This window comes from Acinetobacter sp. 24-47-66, assembly GCF_056779755.1.
Genome location: NZ_JBWYIL010000001.1, coordinates 438809 through 458814, shown reverse-complemented (window position 1 = coordinate 458814; position 20006 = coordinate 438809). Strand labels below are relative to the sequence as shown.

At 38.8% G+C, this 20006-nt stretch carries 23 protein-coding genes and 1 pseudogene; 2 read left to right on the top strand and 22 right to left on the bottom strand.

The window, feature by feature from the left end:
• Window positions 1–16 precede the first annotated feature (16 nt).
• The gene (gene glnD, locus AC1M84_RS02175; RefSeq protein ID WP_481588342.1) at window positions 17–2683 is read left to right on the top strand and encodes a [protein-PII] uridylyltransferase; all 2667 of its coding nucleotides are present in this window, start codon (window positions 17–19) and stop codon (window positions 2681–2683) included.
• Between the two features lie 31 nt (window positions 2684–2714).
• Window positions 2715–3884, top strand: coding sequence for a succinyldiaminopimelate transaminase (gene dapC, locus AC1M84_RS02170; RefSeq protein ID WP_481588343.1), 1170 nt, complete (start codon window positions 2715–2717; stop codon window positions 3882–3884).
• A 304-nt stretch (window positions 3885–4188) separates the two neighbouring features.
• On the opposite strand, the gene AC1M84_RS02165 is transcribed toward dapC, so the two are convergent.
• The 22 genes and pseudogenes from AC1M84_RS02165 to lpxK form a co-directional block, all read right to left on the bottom strand.
• A complete protein-coding gene (locus AC1M84_RS02165; protein WP_481593014.1) occupies window positions 4189–4659 on the bottom strand; it encodes a hypothetical protein in 471 nt (156 codons plus the stop codon).
• A gap of 44 nt (window positions 4660–4703) precedes the next feature.
• Window positions 4704–4772, bottom strand: a pseudogene (locus AC1M84_RS02160) (recombinase family protein); the annotation flags it as partial.
• A gap of 231 nt (window positions 4773–5003) precedes the next feature.
• Window positions 5004–5702, bottom strand: coding sequence for an orotidine-5'-phosphate decarboxylase (gene pyrF, locus AC1M84_RS02155; RefSeq protein ID WP_171076736.1), 699 nt, complete (start codon window positions 5700–5702; stop codon window positions 5004–5006).
• Window positions 5703–5840: 138 nt separating this feature from the next.
• The gene (locus tag AC1M84_RS02150) at window positions 5841–6206 is read right to left on the bottom strand and encodes a lipopolysaccharide assembly protein LapA domain-containing protein (RefSeq protein WP_035264552.1); all 366 of its coding nucleotides are present in this window, start codon (window positions 6204–6206) and stop codon (window positions 5841–5843) included.
• Between the two features lie 20 nt (window positions 6207–6226).
• Window positions 6227–6532, bottom strand: coding sequence for an integration host factor subunit beta (locus AC1M84_RS02145; protein WP_035264555.1), 306 nt, complete (start codon window positions 6530–6532; stop codon window positions 6227–6229).
• A gap of 162 nt (window positions 6533–6694) precedes the next feature.
• Window positions 6695–8371 (bottom strand): 30S ribosomal protein S1, encoded by a 1677-nt coding sequence (gene rpsA / locus AC1M84_RS02140; protein WP_035264556.1) that lies wholly within the window; start codon window positions 8369–8371, stop codon window positions 6695–6697.
• 116 nt (window positions 8372–8487) lie between these two features.
• On the bottom strand, window positions 8488–9168 hold the full coding sequence (gene cmk / locus AC1M84_RS02135; RefSeq protein ID WP_035264559.1) for a (d)CMP kinase: 681 nt from the start codon (window positions 9166–9168) through the stop codon (window positions 8488–8490).
• Window positions 9169–9186: 18 nt separating this feature from the next.
• Complete coding sequence (locus tag AC1M84_RS02130) at window positions 9187–9618, bottom strand: SRPBCC family protein (protein WP_481594329.1); 432 nt, start codon at window positions 9616–9618, stop codon at window positions 9187–9189.
• A 76-nt stretch (window positions 9619–9694) separates the two neighbouring features.
• Complete coding sequence (tadA, locus tag AC1M84_RS02125) at window positions 9695–10219, bottom strand: tRNA adenosine(34) deaminase TadA (protein WP_035264563.1); 525 nt, start codon at window positions 10217–10219, stop codon at window positions 9695–9697.
• Between the two features lie 2 nt (window positions 10220–10221).
• Complete coding sequence (locus tag AC1M84_RS02120; protein WP_481593011.1) at window positions 10222–11343, bottom strand: enoyl-CoA hydratase/isomerase family protein; 1122 nt, start codon at window positions 11341–11343, stop codon at window positions 10222–10224.
• Window positions 11340–12053 (bottom strand): uracil-DNA glycosylase, encoded by a 714-nt coding sequence (gene ung, locus AC1M84_RS02115; RefSeq protein ID WP_481593010.1) that lies wholly within the window; start codon window positions 12051–12053, stop codon window positions 11340–11342. Before ung ends, AC1M84_RS02120 begins: the two co-directional genes overlap by 4 nt.
• A gap of 28 nt (window positions 12054–12081) precedes the next feature.
• Window positions 12082–12678, bottom strand: coding sequence for a 6-pyruvoyl trahydropterin synthase family protein (locus AC1M84_RS02110; protein ID WP_180027682.1), 597 nt, complete (start codon window positions 12676–12678; stop codon window positions 12082–12084).
• 162 nt (window positions 12679–12840) lie between these two features.
• Window positions 12841–13797: a type II secretion system minor pseudopilin GspK gene (gspK, locus tag AC1M84_RS02105; RefSeq protein ID WP_481593009.1), complete on the bottom strand. Its 957-nt coding sequence runs from the start codon at window positions 13795–13797 to the stop codon at window positions 12841–12843.
• 15 nt (window positions 13798–13812) lie between these two features.
• Window positions 13813–14460: a type II secretion system minor pseudopilin GspJ gene (gene gspJ / locus AC1M84_RS02100; protein ID WP_481593008.1), complete on the bottom strand. Its 648-nt coding sequence runs from the start codon at window positions 14458–14460 to the stop codon at window positions 13813–13815.
• Window positions 14457–14849, bottom strand: coding sequence for a type II secretion system minor pseudopilin GspI (gspI, locus tag AC1M84_RS02095; protein WP_481588351.1), 393 nt, complete (start codon window positions 14847–14849; stop codon window positions 14457–14459). The genes gspJ and gspI overlap by 4 nt, the downstream gene beginning before the upstream one ends.
• A complete protein-coding gene (locus tag AC1M84_RS02090) occupies window positions 14836–15396 on the bottom strand; it encodes a pilus assembly FimT family protein (protein ID WP_481594328.1) in 561 nt (186 codons plus the stop codon). The genes gspI and AC1M84_RS02090 overlap by 14 nt, the downstream gene beginning before the upstream one ends.
• 1 nt (window position 15397) lies before the next feature.
• Window positions 15398–16012, bottom strand: coding sequence for a TetR/AcrR family transcriptional regulator (locus AC1M84_RS02085; RefSeq protein WP_481594327.1), 615 nt, complete (start codon window positions 16010–16012; stop codon window positions 15398–15400).
• 49 nt (window positions 16013–16061) lie between these two features.
• On the bottom strand, window positions 16062–16832 hold the full coding sequence (locus AC1M84_RS02080; RefSeq protein WP_481594326.1) for a TatD family hydrolase: 771 nt from the start codon (window positions 16830–16832) through the stop codon (window positions 16062–16064).
• A gap of 31 nt (window positions 16833–16863) precedes the next feature.
• Complete coding sequence (locus AC1M84_RS02075) at window positions 16864–17205, bottom strand: PilZ domain-containing protein (protein WP_481587020.1); 342 nt, start codon at window positions 17203–17205, stop codon at window positions 16864–16866.
• A 25-nt stretch (window positions 17206–17230) separates the two neighbouring features.
• Window positions 17231–18208, bottom strand: a complete 978-nt coding sequence (locus tag AC1M84_RS02070; protein WP_481594325.1) for a DNA polymerase III subunit delta' — start codon at window positions 18206–18208, stop codon at window positions 17231–17233.
• Window positions 18209–18221: 13 nt separating this feature from the next.
• On the bottom strand, window positions 18222–18983 hold the full coding sequence (kdsB, locus tag AC1M84_RS02065) for a 3-deoxy-manno-octulosonate cytidylyltransferase (protein WP_481594324.1): 762 nt from the start codon (window positions 18981–18983) through the stop codon (window positions 18222–18224).
• Between the two features lie 9 nt (window positions 18984–18992).
• On the bottom strand, window positions 18993–20003 hold the full coding sequence (gene lpxK, locus AC1M84_RS02060; protein WP_481594323.1) for a tetraacyldisaccharide 4'-kinase: 1011 nt from the start codon (window positions 20001–20003) through the stop codon (window positions 18993–18995).
• Window positions 20004–20006: the final 3 nt, after the last annotated feature.

Here is a 20006-nt window from a genome sequence, read left to right as displayed (position 1 = left end):
GGTAGGCCATCATTTCATGATCAATACGTCTCCATTAGCAAACTATGTTTCGAGTAATCACGACATCAAGGCAATTAATCAATGGCGCTCAGATGTTGAAAATCAATTACAACATGAGTTTGAAAATGGTAAGGCGATACGTGAGATTATTCTCACTCGATCAAATCTGATTGATGAGGCGCTTAAATTCCTTTGGCAACATGCTGAGTTAGATCAAACCGATCTGGGTTTGTTCGCTGTAGGAGGTTATGGTCGTCGTGAAATGATGCCCTACTCTGATGTCGACATTCTGATCCTTTCAGAAGATGATCTTACACAAGAACAAGAAAATGCCATTACCATTTTTATTTCCTCTCTATGGGATGTTGGAAATTTTAAACCTGGCGTAAGTGTAAGAACCATTCAACAGTGCTTTGAACAGGCCATGAATGACTTAACGGTAGCTACATCTCTCATTGAGTCTCGTTTAATTATTGGCAATGAACACTTAGCGAAATGGCCTCGTCGTGTTGTTTCACAAACTTGGACGGATAAAACCTTCTTTGATGCCAAGATGGAAGAACAAGCCAAACGCTACGCTCAGCACAACAACACTGAAAGTAATTTAGAACCTGATATCAAAAATGCACCGGGCGGCATTCGAGACATTAACCAAATTGGTTGGATTGCAAAACGGCATTTCCGAGTAAATCGTATATACGATCTTGTACATTTAGGTTTCATTTCTGAGTTTGAACTTGGGGTTCTCGAAGATGCTGAGAATTTTCTCTGGGAAATTCGTCATCATTTACACCGCTTAACTAAGCGTGATGAAAACCGACTATTGTTTGATTACCAACGCGATATCGCAGCAAAATTTGGTTACCACAAAGTCGAAGGTGAACATATCAATTATCCAATTGAACAGTTCATGAAACGCTACTATCGAGCAGCTCAACAGGTTTCAACCCTGAATGAAATGCTACTCGCCTATTTTAATGAGTCTGTCATCACGCCTCGCTTACCCAACTATGAGCGTAAAATTGAAGAAGTGAATGAAAACTTCAAATTGGTGGATGGTAAACTCGCAGTTCAACACCATAAAATTTTTGCAGAGAAGCCTACAGCCATCCTTGAGATTTTCTATATCCTAGCAAATCGCCCTGATATTGATGGTATTCGAGCTCGTACACTTCGATTGCTTACTTTAGCTGCAAAACGCATTGATCAAGCGTATAGAGACAATCCAGTTAATCAAGCCTTGTTTATGGCGATCATCCGGTCACCAAATAACTTATATGAAACATTGCTTGCGATGAAACGTTATAGTGTACTCGGCAACTATATTCCTGCATTTGGGCAAATCATGGGCCTTATGCAATACGATTTATTCCATATCTATACTGTAGATGCACATACGCTCCTACTCTTACGTAATTTAAATCGTTTTAAAGCACCCGAATTTGCTAAAGATTTTCCTGTCGTAAGTTCGGTATTCCAGCGTCTGGTGCGCCGAGACATCGTATTCCTCGCTGCTTTGTTCCATGATATCGCCAAAGGCCGTGGTGGAGACCATAGTGAATTGGGCGCGGTTGATGCCATTGAGTTCTGTAGCAAGCACGGTTTTACTGAGCGTGAGTGTAATCTTGTTGCGTGGTTGATCCAAAATCATCTATTGATGTCGATGACTGCGCAGAAAAAAGATATTTCTGATCCAGATGTTGTAAAAGATTTTGCCGAGAAGCTCGGTGATATGGAACACTTAGACTATCTGTATACGCTTACAGTGGCTGACATTAACGCAACCAATCCTAAGCTTTGGAACACATGGCGCGCATCGCTCATGCGTCAGTTATATACCAATGCTCGTGACGTTATTCGTAGTGGTTTGGGTCGTCCTGTCGATTACCAAATGCTGATCGAAGATACCAAATTTGCTGCAAGTGAATTACTTGTCAATGATTATGCTTTAGAAGCCGTTGAAAAAGTTTGGCAAGAACTTGGTGACGAATACTTCCTCAAAGAAACTGCAGATGAAGTCGCATGGCATACACGTGCAATCCTAGATCATGGTGATAATTCAGCACCATTGGTGATGATGCGCGCGCACCGTAAATCAGCGCAAGATGCTGTGCAGATTTTTATTTACACTCAAGATCAACCTAATCTTTTTGCAACCACTGTTGCAGTTCTAGATCGTATGAATCTAGATGTACAAGATGCACGCATTATTACAGCAACTAAATCCTTTAGCTTAGACACCTACGTGGTGCTTGATCGTTTTGGCACATTAGTGACAGATCCAGAACGTGAAAATACGGTAAAAGAATCATTGGTGCACGCATTAACAGATTCACAAAATTATCCAGGTTTAATGCAACGCCGTATTCCACGCCAACTTCGTCATTTTGATATCGAAAACACAATTGATATTACTTTGAACGAGGCGCTACAGCAAAATATGGTCGAGATCTCTACCCTCGATCAGCCTGGATTACTTGCCCGTATCGGTGGCTTATTTATGATGCAAGGTCTCGATATCCATTCCGCGAAAATCGCCACCTTGGGTGAGCGCGCAGAAGATATTTTCTTTGTAACCAAAAAGAATGGCGAACCTATGAATTTAACTGAAGCTCAGGCTTTTGCTGAACAATTAAAAGCAGCATTAGATGAGGCTTCAAATCAGGTCTGTAATCATCATTAAAATTTAGATTTAACCCGACGGTAACTGTTTCATGAACTCTAGTTTAAACCTATTACATCCTTATCCATTTGAAAAGTTGAATAAACTTTTTCAGGATGTAAAACCTGCAAATCTTCCGTTAATTCCATTGTCAATTGGTGAGCCAAAACATCCTGCACCTGAATTCGTAAAACAAGCTATTGTCGATAACTTCAATCATCTTTCGACATACCCAAACAGTAAAGGCTTACCAGAATTACGTGAAAGTATTTCGCAATGGCTCACACGCCGTTTCAAATTAAATGCTATTAGCGCAGAAGATCATATTTTACCTGTGACTGGCACACGTGAAGGAATTTTCTCATTCGTACAAGCGCTGATCAATCGTGATGAAGCGCCTTATGTAGTTATGCCGAATCCCTTTTATCAAATTTACGAAGGTGCAGCTTTACTCGCTGGCGCTCAACCCTATTTCATCAACTGTACTGAAGAAAATGGTTACCTTGGCGACTTCGATGCTGTCCCTGCGGAAGTATGGGAGAAGACAGTTTTGCTCTTTGTCTGCACCCCCGGAAATCCGACAGGTGCTGTGCTTTCAAAAGAACAGTTCAAAAAATTAATTGCGCTCTCTGATCAATACAATTTTGTCATCGCATCTGATGAATGTTATTCAGAACTATGGTTTGATGAAGCACCAGTTGGCTTATTAGACGTTTGTGCAGAATTAGGTCGTGATGACTATAAAAACTGTATCGTATTTCACTCTCTGTCTAAACGTTCTAATTTACCAGGTATGCGATCTGGCTTTGTTGCAGGTGATGCTAGTCTATTAAAACCTTATTTAAAATTCCGCACTTACCACGGTGCTGCAATGCCAGTACAGCATCAATTGGCATCGATTGCTGCATGGAATGATGAAGCACATGTTGAAGAAAACCGTAAACAATACCGTGCTAAATTTGATTTATTCCAACAAGAATTAGGTCATTTGCTACCACTGAAAAAGCCTGATGCGGGTTTCTATTATTGGTTAAAGGTCGATAATGATGAAACTTTTGCCAAAATGCTGATGGAAAAAGCACATATCAAAGTTTTACCGGGTCGTTATTTATCTCGTGATACTGAACAAGGCAACCCAGGTAAAAACCATGTTCGTCTTGCTCTCGTAGCAGATTTAGACCAATGTAAAGAAGTTGTTAAACGCTTAAAATCAATTCTCTAATCGTGCATGATCTTTAATTTTAAGCCCTCTTTTTAGAGGGCTTATTTTTTTTATTGATGATTCTAGGCATAGTTTGAGCGGAAATTGATATTTTCTAACAAACCTCTCTCTAACACTATCCCAGAGGAGGATAGAATTTAAAAGAATGGTTGTTCACGATAGCGTCTAGGGTTGGTTGTAAAGCTATTATTATAGTTTGAGGAGTTAGAGCTATGACAATCTTATTCTGCTTTATCGCTGTGGCTTCAATTATTTATCAGATTATAAATTTGTAAATCCGAGTCCAAGATTCACCCCGTTACTCTTACATATGAGATACGATGCGCCTAAAGGTTGTTATAAAAAATCTATATTTTATGTATGGAAATAAGCTATCTTTAATTTCTGCAATAGTACTTAACACATGATTATAACCAACACTTTCGTGTCTAGATTCATCACCACCAAATCGTTGAAGTTTGTTATGTACAAAATTATCTGATTTAAACTTTTCAATTAATTTCTCTGTGCTTTCCACAACTTTACTATCATTATTTGTAAGTTTTCTTACCAAGTTAGTTCTAGATAAATTTACCTCTTGCCATTTTTTTCGTTTCCCATAAAATTCTTTATAATTATCGCTTTTAAAGTCTGCATTCTTTTCTAAGTTTTTATAAATTCTTTCTAGATCGTCAAGCCTTTCCCAATATGCTTTACATTCACTGGCTGTAACCTCAAGCCCTTTCTGTAGATGCCAAACTAAAAAATACTTAAAGCGACTATATATGGTGTCCATCCTTTAAATGTTACCCAGCCATCTGTAACACAATTATCCATACCTTATCCTTTTAATACTCTATGAACAGTAACAACGTGACAACCAGCAGTTTTAGCAATTTCTTCTTTTGTTAAAACTTTTTAACTCTCTGATTTTACCATATTTTTAGTAGCAACTTTTTCTATTTGGATTGTATCTGCTTCTTACTAAACCTTGTTTAAAACTTTCTTGAGTCTAACAATAATGGTCAGTAGTTCCCTTTAGAGATAATATAACTTTAACTATTGATACATCATAAAATTAAAAAAAACGCCATGAATTTTCATGGCGTTTTAAAACACTTAAAGACTGTAATTTAAAAATTACAAAGTAGCCAGAATGTCTCTTAAAGTTTGATTTGGATTTTCTGATTTAGTAATCGGACGGCCAATCACCAAGTGTGTAGAACCATCTAACATTGCTTGCTTAGGTGTAACAATACGTTTTTGATCATCCGCTGCAGAACCTTCCGGACGAATTCCTGGAGTGACGAGAGCAAAGTTCTGACCTAAAGTTTCACGTAACATTTTTGCTTCTTGCGCAGAACATACAACACCATCCAAGCCACTTTCTTGAGTTAAAGTCGCTAGACGTTTTACATGTTCAAAAGGCTCAATATCCAAACCTAGATCACGTAGATCTTCTCGCCCCATTGAAGTTAATACGGTTACTGCAATCAACTGTGTTTGATAGTTACCTGCTTTTAATCTTTCTACACAAGTTTCCATCATTTTTCGTCCACCAGATGCGTGAACATTAACCATCCATACCCCTTGATCTGCAGCAGCGCAAACGGCTTGTGCTGTCGTATTTGGAATATCATGAAATTTTAAATCTAAAAATACTTCAAAACCCTGATCATGCAATGCTTTTACAACAGTCGGACCTTCATGTGTAAAAAGTTCTTTACCCACTTTTACACGACAAAGTTTAGGATCCAAATTTTCAGCCATTTTCAATGCGTCGTATTGGCTTTTTGCATCTAAAGCAACAATGATACTCAAGGTTGTTCTTCCGTCCATCTAAAGTTGCGTCATTATAAAGATGTTCAACTTAAGCTGCAAAATTAACTTTAAAAAACGCAGCTTAAAATTCAACAGTTTATTTTCAATAAAAAAACCTCTAAAATAAATTTTAGAGGTTTTTTAAATATTTATAAATTACAGCGGATTTGAGTTACGCGGATCTGAATGCACATCTAGTACTGTCTTTTCATGACGTACATTTGCAGCAGCTTCAGCAGCAGCTAACTGAGCATTTTGGATTTGTTCTTTACGAAGATATTCAATATCTTTGCGAAGACGCTTAATTTCCCAACTATTTTGGAATACACGGAAAACTTGAACTCCAAGTAATAATCCAACGATGATCCCAAGTGCCAAAGTCAACAAAAGCAATAAACCTAATCTCATTGCCGGTACTTGAGTGAAGAGAAGATCAACAGTCAGTTCTGTACCATTTTGCAGAACCAATGCCAATGCATATCCGAAGATTACAACTAACAGTGCAACTAATACGTAACGCATAACCACCCCTGAGTAATTTATTATTTTCCTGCTGATTCGTTTACAGCATCTCTTAGTGCTTTACCTGGTTTGAAATGAGGTACAGCTTTAGCAGCCACTTCAACTGACTTACCTGTTTTAGGATTACGTCCAACTCGCGGTTCACGATGATGTAAAGCAAAACTTCCAAACCCACGAATTTCAATACGATTATCAGCTGATAATGACTCAATCATTTGATCGATCATAATTTTAACAGCTTCTTCGACCAATGGCTCAGCCAAATGAGGATTTTTGATAGAAATACGTTCTATTAAGTCAGACTTATTAAGTGCTTCAGTAGTCATCTGCGACCTCTTTAATTATCAAGCTACTCTGTGCATAGCGAGATAATAACCTGTTTAAATACAAAACGGTAGCGCAGTAAGTCAATACTACGCTACCGTTTACAGTATTTGTGTAAAAAGTATTAGTTAAATTACATTAACAATACATTGAACACGAAAGACTTAGTGGTTCATTTGAGCTTTGATCAAATCACCAATTGTCTTAGGACCGTTGTCTTGACCTGCAGAAGCAGTTTTCAAGTTAGCAACAGCTTCTTTCTCTTCAGCTTCGTCTTTCGCTTTGATAGACAAGTTGATTGCGCGTGATTTGCGATCAACATTGATGATCTTAGCTTCAACTTCTTGACCAACTTCTAAGAATTTAGTTGCATCTTCAACGCGGTCACGGTTGATTTCTGAAGCTTTAAGAGAAGCTTCAACTTCGTCAGCCAACTTAATTGTTGCGCCACGAGCATCAACTGCAACTACAGTACCTTTAACAAGAGCACCACGTTCGTTAGCAGCTAAGAAATCGTTGAACGGATCGCTGTTCATTTGCTTGATACCAAGGCTGATACGGTTGCCTTCAGCGTCTACAGAAAGGATAACCGCTTCAACAGTGTCACCTTTCTTGTAACGACGAATCGCTTCTTCGCCTTGTTCATTCCAAGAAATGTCAGATAAGTGAACTAGACCATCGATACCGCCTGGTAAACCGATGAAGATACCGAAGTCAGTGATAGACTTGATTGTACCTGAAACTTTTTCACCTTTGTCGTGAGCCTTAGCAAACTCTTCCCATGGGTTAGCACGAGTTTGTTTGATACCAAGAGAAATACGACGACGCTCTTCATCAACTTCAAGAACCATAACATCAACTTCATCACCAATCTGAACAACTTTAGATGGGTGGATGTTCTTGTTTGTGTGGTCCATTTCTGAAACGTGTACTAAGCCTTCAACGCCTTCAGCGATTTCAGCGAAGCAACCGTAATCAGTTAAGTTAGTTACACGCGCTTTAACGATAGAACCTTTAGGGTAACGGTTCATGATCGCTAACCATGGATCTTCACCAAGTTGTTTAAGACCTAATGATACACGGTTACGCTCTTTGTCAAACTTAAGTACTTTAACAGTAACTTCTTGACCAACTTCAACAACTTCTGATGGATGCTTGATACGTTTCCAAGCCATGTCAGTGATGTGAAGAAGACCATCAATACCGCCAAGGTCAACGAAAGCACCGTAGTCAGTAAGGTTTTTGATTGTACCAGTAACTGTTTGACCTTCTTCAAGTTGAGAAAGAAGAGCTTCACGGTCAGCTGAAGATTCAGCTTCCATAACAGCACGACGTGATACAACAACGTTATTACGTTTAGCGTCAAGTTTGATAACTTTGAACTCTAACTCTTTACCTTCAAGGTGAGTCGTGTCACGGATAGGACGAGTGTCTACCAAAGAACCTGGTAAGAACGCACGTACTGGACCGATGTCAACAGTGAAACCGCCTTTAACCTTACCAGAGATAACACCAGTAACGATCTCGCCGTCTTCAAAGATTTTTTCAAGTTTAGTCCAAGTTTCAGCACGCTTAGCTTTTTCACGTGATAAAACTGTTTGACCCATACCGTTGTCAAGCGCTTCAACAACTACGTCAACTGTGTCACCAACGTTAACTTCAAGTTCACGTTGTTCGTTTAAGAATTCAGAGCGAGCTACTACGCCTTCAGATTTAAGGCCAGTATCTACAGTTACCCAGTCAGAATCGATGCTAACAACGATACCTTGGATGACTGCACCCTTTTCAACGTTGAGGTTTAATTCGCTTGCTTCAAAGAGGGCTGCAAAAGATTCGGTCATGATATACCTAGAAAAGTCAGCGGTCTTGGATCAGACAAGGCCGGTTTAGTTAAGTATCGACATAGTCCATATAGAACTGATCAAGCTATGCTTCCACTAATATTCATTAATTTATCTTATTGCGCATCAATATATGCGGTCATCAGGTTAAATACAGCGTCAATGTCCAGATCTGAACTATCGATAATGTAAGCCCCTTCAGCCGGCTTAAGCGGCGCAACGGTTCTTTCCATATCACGCTTATCACGTGCTTGGATATTAGATAAAATGTCGCTTATTTTAACATTTTGCCCCATGGCCTGCAACTGCTTTACACGTCGCTCAGCACGCGACTCAGCAGAAGCCGTCAAATATATTTTTGCTTGGGCTTCTGGGAAGATTGAAGTCGCCATATCACGGCCATCGGCAACAAGACCTGGTGCTTGAGCAAATGCACGTTGTCTTTCGAATAATGCCTGTCTTAATTCAGGTACAACTGCAACCTTGGATGCAAACTCACCGACTTTTTCAGTGCGAATTTCATCCGTTACATCATGCCCGTTAAGTAAAATTTTTGTTTTTAAATGATCACTAACAAATTGAATATCGAGATGAGTCGCTATTTCTACGCATTTAACCAACACATCTGGATTGTGAATTGAATCAATTAAATTCAGCTGATGTAATGACAATCCCAACAAACGATACAAGGCTCCAGAATCCAATAAATGAAACTGATAATGCTGTGCCAATTTTGCTGCCAAAGTGCCTTTGCCTGAACCGCTTGGTCCATCGATCGTGATAATTTGAATTGTCATTACTTTACCAACTTCGCCTTAAAGGCGTTTTGCTAATTTCTTAAAACCAAGTGTAATAGCAAGTTTGAGTTGTGCAAGAATTAATTTGCTCACAAATGGTGCTCTTGCCTGTAATTCGATCGTGTATGTGACTAAAGTTTTAGCTGATGAAAGCTCTTTAAATTCAATAATTCCAAGATGATGTTTGATTAATGGATTCTTGATAAGTTTGTATTCAATACGCTTATTTGGCTCTAGTACAGTAATTTGTTCTTGAATTGGCTTTATTGGGCCTAATCCCATTTTTCGTACTGACCCAATCCCATCAGGACGGCTCGGATCAGCTGCATCTTTAATGCGTACAACCTGAATCGGTGCAAATACCTCATTATAAGTCGCATGTTTTGATAAAATTTCAAATACACGATCTATAGGCTGGTTAAATTCTTGTTTAACTTGGATTGAATTCATTTTTTATTCCTTTTCATTGAGTCCGCTTCATACTGACAATACATTATGTCAATTTTTCCACAATCAACAATAGCAATCATTCCTGATTATTTTCTATTTTTTGTCGTACACGCTGTTGTTTTTTTTGTTCACGTCTGAATTTAAAAAATTCTGAAAGTTGATGAGCACACGCTGATTGCATGCAGCCCCCTTCAAATTCAAATATATGGTTATAGTAACCTTGATTATTCAATAGCTGTCGCGCACTGACCAGAGAACCCGCCTTCGGCTCTAAAGTACCAAATACAACACGATGAACTCGAGCATGAATTAAAGCCCCCACACACATCGTGCATGGCTCAAGGGTTACATAAAGGGTTGCATCTTCTGGTAGACGATAGTTCTGAATTTGATTACATGCTTGGCGAAGTGCGACCACTTCTGCATGAGCAGTTGGATCATGACTCAGGATGGGTTGATTATATCCTTCACCAATTACTTTTCCTTGACTCACAATGACAGCTCCAACAGGAATTTCTCCCAATTGAGCTGCGAATGCAGCCTGCTCATAGGCACGCTGCATCCATTTTAGATCTTCAGTATCAAATTGGATTTCAGTCAAAATTAGATAATACCGTACTGTTTTAACAAGTTATTCCAGCTCTCGATATTTGTAACTGGTGGGTGCGCACTTAAAATTCCTTTTAAGGACATGGATTCTGCAGGTGTCCATTCAGGAGATAAATCTTTATCCACTAAACGTGCACGTACGCCTTCAACAAAATCAGGATGTCTAATTTTCCAATCAGAAATTTGAGTTTCAAGTTCAAATACTTCTTGCCAAGGATGAACTTGACGCCCCCATTGCCATAACAACCAGGTAATGGCAGCTGTACTTGGTGATCCTTTTGCCAGATTTTCACTCGCTTGTCTTAGCCAATCACTTCGTGCATCACTTAGACCGATAATTGCTTCGTAGTCATTTTCAAAGTTTGCACCACGACAGACACTGTGAATCACGTCTAACGAGATTTGCAGTGGCCCTGGAGAAACTGGTCGATGCAAACTATTTAAAGTGTCATCTAATGCCCTAAAATCACCAGCAGGATAATGATCCCAATCGATATTGATCAACTTTTGTAAAACAACATCGCGCTGAGCATCACAAATATGAGTCGCCCAGCCAATACCATAAGCTCCTGCCGCAGTCATGATCGATCCAGTTAAACCTGTAAATAGACCAATTGGACCACGATCTGCCAAGAAACGACTAGCACCAACATCTGGATATAAACCAATATTCACTTCTGGCATTGCAAGACGCGAATAAGGTGTAACGAGTCTGAATGGTGCAGCCATAAATAAACCAAGCCCACCCCCCATCACATAACCTTCACCCCAAACGACAATCGGCTTAGCGTAGTCATGCAACAAAAGATCTAGCGCGTATTCTTGTTCAAAAAATTTATTTGCCGCATCAACCTCATTATTGATGACCAACTGACGGAGTTTGCGTACATCCCCACCGGCACAAAAAGCTTTAGGGGTTGTTGAATCAAACCAGATCGCTTTAACCGCATCATCATGATGAAACTTTTCAAAAACAGCCAATAAAGCCGTCACAATAGATTCATCAAGTGCATGTAAAGATTTTGGACGATTTAATCGAACCACTCTCCATCCATTCTGTGCTTCTTCAACAATTAAGTCAGGATGATATTGATTCGTCTCAGGAGATATTGTCATGCTTCCAGCTGCCATTTAATTGGCTCAATGCCATTTTGTTTAAGATAATTATTTGTTTTTGAAAAAACTTTACACCCAAAAAAACCACCTCGGTTTGCTGCCAACGGTGATGGATGTGCTGCTTTTAAGACCAAATGCTTATTTTGGTCAATTCGTTGACCTTTCTTATGCGCGTACGCACCCCAAAGAATGAAAACGATCTTTTCACGTTGCTCATTTAGAACATCTATCGCAGCATCAGTGAAATCTTCCCAACCTTTCTTTTGGTGTGAAGTCGGCTGACCCGCTTCAACAGTCAATACACTGTTCAGCAATAAGACACCCTCTTCAGCCCATTGGGTTAAATCACCATGCTTGGCAGGCACTATTCCAAGGTCAGTGCTGAGTTCGTGATAGATATTACGCAAAGACGGCGGTAATGCAACACCCTTTTGCACTGAAAAACTCAATCCATGTGCTTGATTTGGACCGTGATAAGGATCTTGACCGAGAATCACGACCTTTACACGATCTAAGGGTGTGGTGTTGAACGCATTAAAAATAAGGGAATTAGGTGGGTATATCACCTTATTCGCCTGTAATTCAGATTTGAGAAAAGCTTTCAGCTGATCCATTTTATCGCTGAGCAAAAACTCTGCTAAAGCATACTTCCAACCATCCTCTAACCGAACTTGATTCAGTTGACTTAATTCTTGTTCGGTGAGTTGCATTGTGTTCATCCCTAAATCAATCACAGCTTTAAAGTTTTACTTGTAAATCTACACTTGGGTTCTTAAAAGTGAATCCTTGTTTCAATTGTTCGTACATTTTAGGATCAGACCATTCATTTTGAATTTGTTCTGAGAATACGATTTGATCAAGCGCCAATAAGCCCATCTGTTCATTTACGATATCTTCAGCAAAACTTTGCGCATAGCCTGTGTCAGTTTCATGCACGATCACTGAATAGACTTCGACATCACCTTCACCATTTTGCGTGATAGTTGATTTCAGTACTTGTTCTGCCAAATAAAAGAAAATTCGAGAAAATTGTTCAGCAGAAGGTGAAACTGGCAATGAAACCCAACGCGCACTAAAAGTTTTACATGCTTGAATATATTCAGCTGAATCCTCTTGCCAAAAACAAATCGCATGATCAAAACTATCATAAAGTTCTTTGATCACACCTTTCAGCAAACCAAAATCATAGACCATTTGACCATGATCTAGCTTTGAGGCTTTCAATAATAATTCGACTTTATAGCTATGACCATGAATTGAACGCTTACAGCGGTCTGATGTGCAATTTCGCACAATATGCGCGTTTTCAAACTTAAATAATTTTCGAATTAACATATGTCAGAGCAATAAAAAATCATGGATTAAAATGATTATAGTGCATATTCACACAACTCATCATTAATTTTAACGTTTTAAGCAATTGGCAAAACGTATTAAAAACAAAAAAAATAAAAAGCTATCATTCAATTTATTTAAATTAATAGTTTAGCAATTTAATCAATTGGTTTGAAGAGGTGCCAAACTTCTTGAGAAGACATAAACCTTATCTTCATCACGCATCAGATAACTCGAAAAATATCGCTTTCGATCAGATAGCATGATTTCAATATCTGCTCGATAGAATGCAGATTTAACATCAAAATTATTTTTTGCTGTTCTTTTAGCTTCTTCACTTAACTGACTTAGAGTGTTGAGTTCCCAGAGCTGATCTACGGACTCAAAAAACTCACCATTGGCTTTTTTCTGATTCAAATCACGCTGTACATTTTGCACATCCAAACTTGGGTCTATAGCAGCAATAATCATCGCTGGTGCTGTATTAATATTAATTTTAATTTCTTTTAAAGGAATCGCTGTAACATAAGGTTTTATCAATAAAAACTTATCACCTTCAAATCCTCGCACTTGCTTCAACTCTTCCACGCTATGAAAAGGACCATTCGCTGGCAAATAAGGACGCGTTAAACTTGAATAATAATTACTCTCTGCCCCCATCGCGCCAATCGTCAAATCATCTTGATCTTGCCAATCAATTACCGCTTCATTTAATTCTTCTGGCAAACCAAGCTTTGTTAATAATCCCTTAAAGTAATTCACCGCATTATCATTCGGCACGCCATCATCTTTGACTAAACTGTTTAAATTAAACTTACCCGTTTCATCAATAATTCGCCCTGCGACATAACCACCATCAATTGGAAATGGTGGCATCGGTTGAGCCCAAGTTTCTTGAAGATTATCAGATTTTGAATTGGACTTGGCATCTTGAACCAATAATTCAGAGAAAAAAGCTTCAGCACTTTTTGCATAATACAGCGCTTGGTTTTGACGAATCACATAGGCCGTATTTTCACTGGTATTGTATTGACGATGGGCAATCGTCGCAGCAATGATAGTTGCTAAAGCGACTAACATTAAAATCGTAATCAGGGCGATTCCTTTTTGCTGCTTCATGCATTTTCCTAATGATTATTGACTAGATGCCGGTTTTAAATAGTCAGTATTTAGCAAACTAAAAATCCACTCGTATTCAACATCTTGTTGTTTAAATCTAATTCGCATACCTTTAGGCAATAGCCGAGCAACACCATCTTGAGCATCATTACCATTAGAACTTATTGTTGATGCATCCGGCCACGAATTCAATTCATTCGGGTTCAAAATTGTGATTTGAAACTCATCCACATTCTCTAGGATCGTACTGGATAAAGGTTGGGTTGTTTGAAGAACGTTCAGATTGGGATACTTTAAACGATAAACTTTTCGATCTTGTGCATTATAACGATATTCTATTCTCTCAAATGGAGACAAACCCTGTTTCAGCGGATCTGTGACCCCTGCCTTACTAAATTGTAAAGACTGATCATCCAGTAAAAATGCAGGTTGGATTTGTCCTGCGATATTTGCAGTCAGCGGTACAATTTGCAAAGCATCTCTTTGCATTTGTAAATAACTATCTTGCAAACTGAGAAGCTGCTGCTCATGCACCGCATTGCGATCTTTGACTTTATTTAAATAATCAAAAATTTTCCATCCCAAAGCAGACAATACTGCAAAGATGGCTATGGCAACCAAAAGCTCTACCAAGGTAAAACCTTGTTGTTTACTCTTGATCATGAGTTGGATTGCTCTCTGATAGGATAGTTATAAAACACCATGGTGGTGACACCAGATTCAACTTTACCTAAATCATTGTTATATAGACTCACTTGCACTTCTATTTTCTGAACATCTGGGCTAATAGTCGCTTCTGATTTTTTATCAATTTGCCAACTTAACCCTTGAGAGGTAATTTGCTTCGATTGAGTTCCCTCTAACCATTCACCACTAATTTGCATTGCAGCGACTTCATTTTGTGCGACGAATTGTGCTTTTGTTCGTAAAATTGCATTCGCAGTCGCCTGTGTGTACTGCATAGCTACCTTCGTCAATGACATTGCTGCTACAGCGAAAATAGCCAAAGCCACCACCACCTCAATCAAGGTAAATCCTTTAAGCGCCCGCATCGATTTTACCCAAGTAATCTATTTGAATAAGATCACCAATTGCTTTTTGTTCATAATACATTTGAATTGTGACAGGTTTAACCTCGCCATTGCCCAACCAAATTAATTTCGGTGCATTATTATTCATCAAGTCTGCATTCGTTGCATTTTCAAAACTATAGTCGCTACTTTCAATTTGAAATGAAACCTTAGCAGGGAGTTCTCTCGCAGAAAACTCGGGCATTTCAACCCAAATGGAAGGTTGACGATTATTGTTCGATACAAGCGTCTGCTCAGGACGAGTTAAATCATTATATTTTTGAAATGTATAGCTAAACTGATCACCATTCCATTGTGGCACCAATGCAACCACTAACGATTGATCAACAGCCTCTCGTTGAATACGTTTTAAATCTAATATTAAAGCTTCTCTAGCTTGCATTGCCTTACGTTGATCAATCCCACCAATATTCATCACCACCAATGCCGCCATGATGCTGATGATCACAATGACCACCATCAATTCGATTAAAGTAAATCCGCCTTGACGGTGATCTAGAGATTGCATATTAGGCCACTGAATCTGTCAAATTAATCTGTTTAGGTATCATCAACGCTTGATCAATTAAAGCAACCCTTAACGTATCTCGACAACCTAAATAGCGTTGATAGAAACTCGAGTTTAATATCGCAGCACCACCATGAGTAATCGACCAAATGGATGCTAGATAATCCCGAGAACTCATCTTACTTTGAATGGATGCTAGATGATTTTCTGTCATACGAATGATAATTCTGAGTCTACTTTTGCGGATCTGATACATTTCATTAAATAAATGATTAATACCCTGACCAGTTGTAGATAATCGTTCTTCAATTTGATGAAAGAGTACAGTACGTTCTGGATGATGCAAATGGTGCAACATAAAAAAAGCTAAATGTTCAGGAAAGCCTTTTTCAGTATCTCGAACCATTTCTAATAACATGCGCTCATTACGAATAATAAGCAACATGTACAATTCATCTTTACTTTGGAAGTGCTTATAGAGTGTTCCTTTTGCTAAATCTAACTCAGCGGCCAATGCATCCAATGTCATGCCCGCTTCGCCGTTTTCCAAAAGAAGTTGTTCTGCGACCTGAAATATTAATGCTTCTCTCGCTCTAAACTGAGCCTGACGATCCATCTTCACTCTATAAACTCTCTTCTTTCTATTTTCCGTATTAAATTTTTTACTACATTCGTAGAAGATTCTCGAAATTTTGCGTTGTAATAAAGGCAATCTCCTCGACTGACTTATCATATACATCACTTAATGCTTTGGCTACATATGGGACATACTTTGGTTCATTAGACTTTCCTCTATATGGCATTGGTGCTAAATAAGGGCTATCAGTCTCAATTAATAGTCGATCTAATGGAACTTGCTTGGCCACATCACGTAAATCCTGAGCATTTTTAAACGATACTATTCCTGAAAATGAAATGTAATAACCGCAATCTAGAACCGCTTTTGCCGTATCCCAATCCTCAGTAAAACAATGCAAAATTCCATGTGTCGACTTTTCAGCTCTTATAATATCTATCGTATCGTTTTTAGATGAACGTGTGTGTACAACCACTGGCTTTTTCACCATCTGTGAAGCTTGAATATGTCGTGCAAAACATTCTTTTTGTTCTTTAACAAATTCAGTACTGTGATAATAATCTAGACCCGTTTCACCAATTGCCCAGGCCTTATCTTTACTCGCCAATTCAACCAAAGTTTCAACAGTAGCACGCTGCATGACTGCTGGATCTTCACATGGATGCACCCCAACACTGTAACCCACTCCTTCGTGTCGAGCTGCAATTTCTGACAGAACAATATGATCATCCAAATCAACGGATATCCCCATCATTTTTGTGACACCAGCATCAATCGCTTGCTGAATTGCTAAATCGATATTTCCCTCGTAAGGTTCAAGATTGAGCATGTTTAAATGACAGTGTGTATCTACAAACACAAGGACACCTTTTAATTTTTTAAGTCAGAGCCTACATTGTAAAGCTTGCGCGTGCTGTTGACATACTTCCAGCGAGTATTTTTTCTGCTTCCATCTTGTAATAGGCTCCTTTATCTCCAGTTAACTGCAATCCAAAACCTTGTGGTTTAATGCCCGATTGCTTATAGGAAATCCAAATCACCTTACCCGTAATTGGTATTTTTTGGGTTTGATTAGGAAGTGTTGCCAAGATAAAAATCTCTTCACCCATTTTGACTGGATGTTTGGTTGGAATAAATAATCCACCACCCTCAACAAAAGGCATATAACTGGATTGCAGAGTTTCGCGATCATTAATATTGACTTGTAATAAACCGCCCGGACGTGGCTGCATCTCTATCCCCTGTATTCAAACATGATTATTGAACATTCATTAATTTTATAAAAAGCTGATCAACAATTAAATTTGATTGAACATTCTGCTCAACCATTTGTTTTGCTTGATGCACATCGTTATAAATATCAAATAATTGCTCTAATTGATATTGCTCAGCCAACAAACTAAAGTCTAAATCGCTATTTTTTACATTTTGTTCCATTTTGTATGCAACAAGATCAGCTAATAAGTACTCAAACATAACAATCAACTCGGAAAAGTTGAGTTGCTTATTCCATTTAGAAGCGTACTGCATTGGCATATTTTTTTGACTGACTAAATGATACCAATCATTTATAAACTCACTTCGCAGAGTTAACCATTCACTTGAGGCCAACTCAATAGCAGCTAAAGGCATACCATTCGAAAGGTTAAGCAACAGTGTGCTCAAAGTCTGCTGCTCTGCATTCAAATGTTCATTCAAATATGCATTGGCTTGATCATCAGTCAGCCGATCTAAGGCGTAATGTTGTAGGCGACTTCGTATAGTGGCAGGTAATTTTAAATAATGATCCGCCAAAAGAATAATCACAACACGCTCACCTGGTTCTTCAAGTGTTTTCAATAAAGCATTTGACGATGCGATATTGAGCGCTTCCGCCGGTTCAATCACAATAACCCGCCAACCATCGACGGTTTGTTGCACGAATGGCTGTAATTCACGAATTTTCTCAATTTTAATTTTAGCGTTTTGTTTCTTATTGTCCTCATCCGTCGTGACGTAAACATAATTTGGATGAGTATCTGATTTTAGCCACAAACAACTCGAACACTGACCACAAGGTTGATTTGGCTGCTTATCTAAACATAGCAGCCAAGTAACAAATTGCTGGGTAAAAGCTTCTTTACCACAGCCTTTTTTGCCATAAAAAAGTAATCCATGACCAACTTGAGGAAACCGCTGAGTCAGTGTGCTCCATACATTGAGTTGCCAAGGATAAACATGCTGAGTCTGAGTCATTGACTAATCTATACTATTGGAAATGAGAAATAGGCATTGCATTAAGACGGTCTAAATCTTGTTGCGTATCCACACCTGGTGGTAAGCACACCTCTGCCACATCAATTGCGATTCGATGACCATTTTCTAAAACACGCAGTTGCTCAAGGCTTTCTAAAACCTCAAGCTCACCCTGATCCCATGTCACGTACTCTTGCAGTAACTTCACTCTATAGGCATATAAACCAAGATGTCGGTAGGCTTTAGGATGTAGTATATGTGGTTGTTGCTTTGATCCATCACGATCATATGGAATGGTTGCACGACTGAAATAAAGCGCTTCATTGAACTTACTTATGACAACTTTCACAATACTATCGCGCTTAAATTCTTCTAATTCTTTGATCACTTCACACAAAGTGGACATTGAACATTCAGGCTTTTGCTCTAACAAAGAAGCAACCTGTTGGACTAAAGATGCAGGCAATAATGGTTCATCACCTTGCACATTTACAATAATATCTTCACTCGCCCAACCTTTGATTCGTGCAACTTCACTCAATCGGTCGGTCCCAGAAGGGTGTTCTGCACTGGTCAACACAACATCAATTTGTTCTGCCTTACAAAGATCAACAATTCTTTGATCGTCAGTAGCAACACACAAATCATCAAACCCAGTCACTTTTCGCGCCTGATCTACCACACGTAAAATCATTTCACGCCCGTGTATTTTAAGGAGTGGTTTTCCAGGTAAACGCGAACTTGCAAAGCGAGCAGGTATTACAATATGTTTCATGGATATTCCTTATGTGTTTACGATACCAAGTTTTGCAAGCTGTTGATCCAGCAAATCATAACAAGCTGATGATAAAACTGCTTCAACAGGAACCACCCAAATTTCACGACTAAATTCTGGATGTTGTTTTAACAAAGGGAGGAGTTTTACAGCATCTTTTTCAGTGGTGATGACTGGATTTGAATCTTCAAATTGTAAATCGTCAATCTGATACTCATAATGATCAGGAAATTCATGGCACTGAAAATGCTTTAAGCCCATACTTTCAAGGGTTTTATAAAACCGTTGCGGGAACCCAATACCAACAACCGCATAATAATTCAAATCAGTGGCAAAATATTCAACTTGATCTTCGACTGGATTTAACAAGTACGGCGCTGCGACTTGTAATTGCATATACAGATTTGAGCTTGGTTGTTCAGCATGCTCAATTACTGTACCACTGCATAACCGTGCTACTGGCTCACGCAAAAAGCCTTCTGGCAACAGTTTCTGATTGCCCAAACCACGATTGTTATCCAGCACAATCCATTCTAATTGACGATCAAGTGCCCAATGTTGCAAACCATCATCACTAATGATCAAATCAAGTTGATGCTGAGAGAGAAGTAACTCTACACTTTTCTGTCGTTGCCCACCTACGACCATCGGCACGCCAGTAGATTGCACAATTAAACAGGGCTCATCACCTACTTCATTTGGCTCAGAATCGAGATTCACGCTTGCAGGAAAAGGACCTTTACCACCATAGCCTCGACTAATTACTCCAACTCGAATATTTTTTTGTTGAAGATATTTAACCAATTGAATTAATAACGGTGTTTTACCACTGCCACCTACCGTTATATTGCCAATGACCATGACAGGAACTGGTGCAGTATAAATAGGTTTTATACCATGTTGATACAAGGCTTTATTCAGGGAAAATCCTAATCGATAAAGCAATGACAGGGGTCGCAATACAATCAACCACTTGGATTGCTTATTCCAAGCGTTTTGAATGACCTGCGCAATAGACATAAC

Coding starts and splice junctions, on each gene's coding strand:
- AC1M84_RS02120 (WP_481593011.1), bottom strand. CDS start 11,343: ATGACAATATCTCCTGAGACGAATCAATATCATCCTGACTTAATTGTT.
- gspJ (WP_481593008.1), bottom strand. CDS start 14,460: ATGATCAAGAGTAAACAACAAGGTTTTACCTTGGTAGAGCTTTTGGTT.
- ung (WP_481593010.1), bottom strand. CDS start 12,053: ATGCAACTCACCGAACAAGAATTAAGTCAACTGAATCAAGTTCGGTTA.
- AC1M84_RS02165 (WP_481593014.1), bottom strand. CDS start 4,659: ATGGACACCATATATAGTCGCTTTAAGTATTTTTTAGTTTGGCATCTA.
- AC1M84_RS02070 (WP_481594325.1), bottom strand. CDS start 18,208: ATGACTCAGACTCAGCATGTTTATCCTTGGCAACTCAATGTATGGAGC.
- AC1M84_RS02130 (WP_481594329.1), bottom strand. CDS start 9,618: ATGAATTCAATCCAAGTTAAACAAGAATTTAACCAGCCTATAGATCGT.
- kdsB (WP_481594324.1), bottom strand. CDS start 18,983: ATGAAACATATTGTAATACCTGCTCGCTTTGCAAGTTCGCGTTTACCT.
- lpxK (WP_481594323.1), bottom strand. CDS start 20,003: ATGTCTATTGCGCAGGTCATTCAAAACGCTTGGAATAAGCAATCCAAG.
- AC1M84_RS02145 (WP_035264555.1), bottom strand. CDS start 6,532: ATGACTACTGAAGCACTTAATAAGTCTGACTTAATAGAACGTATTTCT.
- gspK (WP_481593009.1), bottom strand. CDS start 13,797: ATGAAGCAGCAAAAAGGAATCGCCCTGATTACGATTTTAATGTTAGTC.
- pyrF (WP_171076736.1), bottom strand. CDS start 5,702: ATGGACGGAAGAACAACCTTGAGTATCATTGTTGCTTTAGATGCAAAA.
- cmk (WP_035264559.1), bottom strand. CDS start 9,168: ATGACAATTCAAATTATCACGATCGATGGACCAAGCGGTTCAGGCAAA.
- AC1M84_RS02150 (WP_035264552.1), bottom strand. CDS start 6,206: ATGCGTTACGTATTAGTTGCACTGTTAGTTGTAATCTTCGGATATGCA.
- AC1M84_RS02090 (WP_481594328.1), bottom strand. CDS start 15,396: ATGCAATCTCTAGATCACCGTCAAGGCGGATTTACTTTAATCGAATTG.
- gspI (WP_481588351.1), bottom strand. CDS start 14,849: ATGCGGGCGCTTAAAGGATTTACCTTGATTGAGGTGGTGGTGGCTTTG.
- AC1M84_RS02110 (WP_180027682.1), bottom strand. CDS start 12,678: ATGTTAATTCGAAAATTATTTAAGTTTGAAAACGCGCATATTGTGCGA.
- dapC (WP_481588343.1), top strand. CDS start 2,715: ATGAACTCTAGTTTAAACCTATTACATCCTTATCCATTTGAAAAGTTG.
- AC1M84_RS02085 (WP_481594327.1), bottom strand. CDS start 16,012: ATGGATCGTCAGGCTCAGTTTAGAGCGAGAGAAGCATTAATATTTCAG.
- rpsA (WP_035264556.1), bottom strand. CDS start 8,371: ATGACCGAATCTTTTGCAGCCCTCTTTGAAGCAAGCGAATTAAACCTC.
- AC1M84_RS02075 (WP_481587020.1), bottom strand. CDS start 17,205: ATGCAGCCACGTCCGGGCGGTTTATTACAAGTCAATATTAATGATCGC.
- glnD (WP_481588342.1), top strand. CDS start 17: ATGATCAATACGTCTCCATTAGCAAACTATGTTTCGAGTAATCACGAC.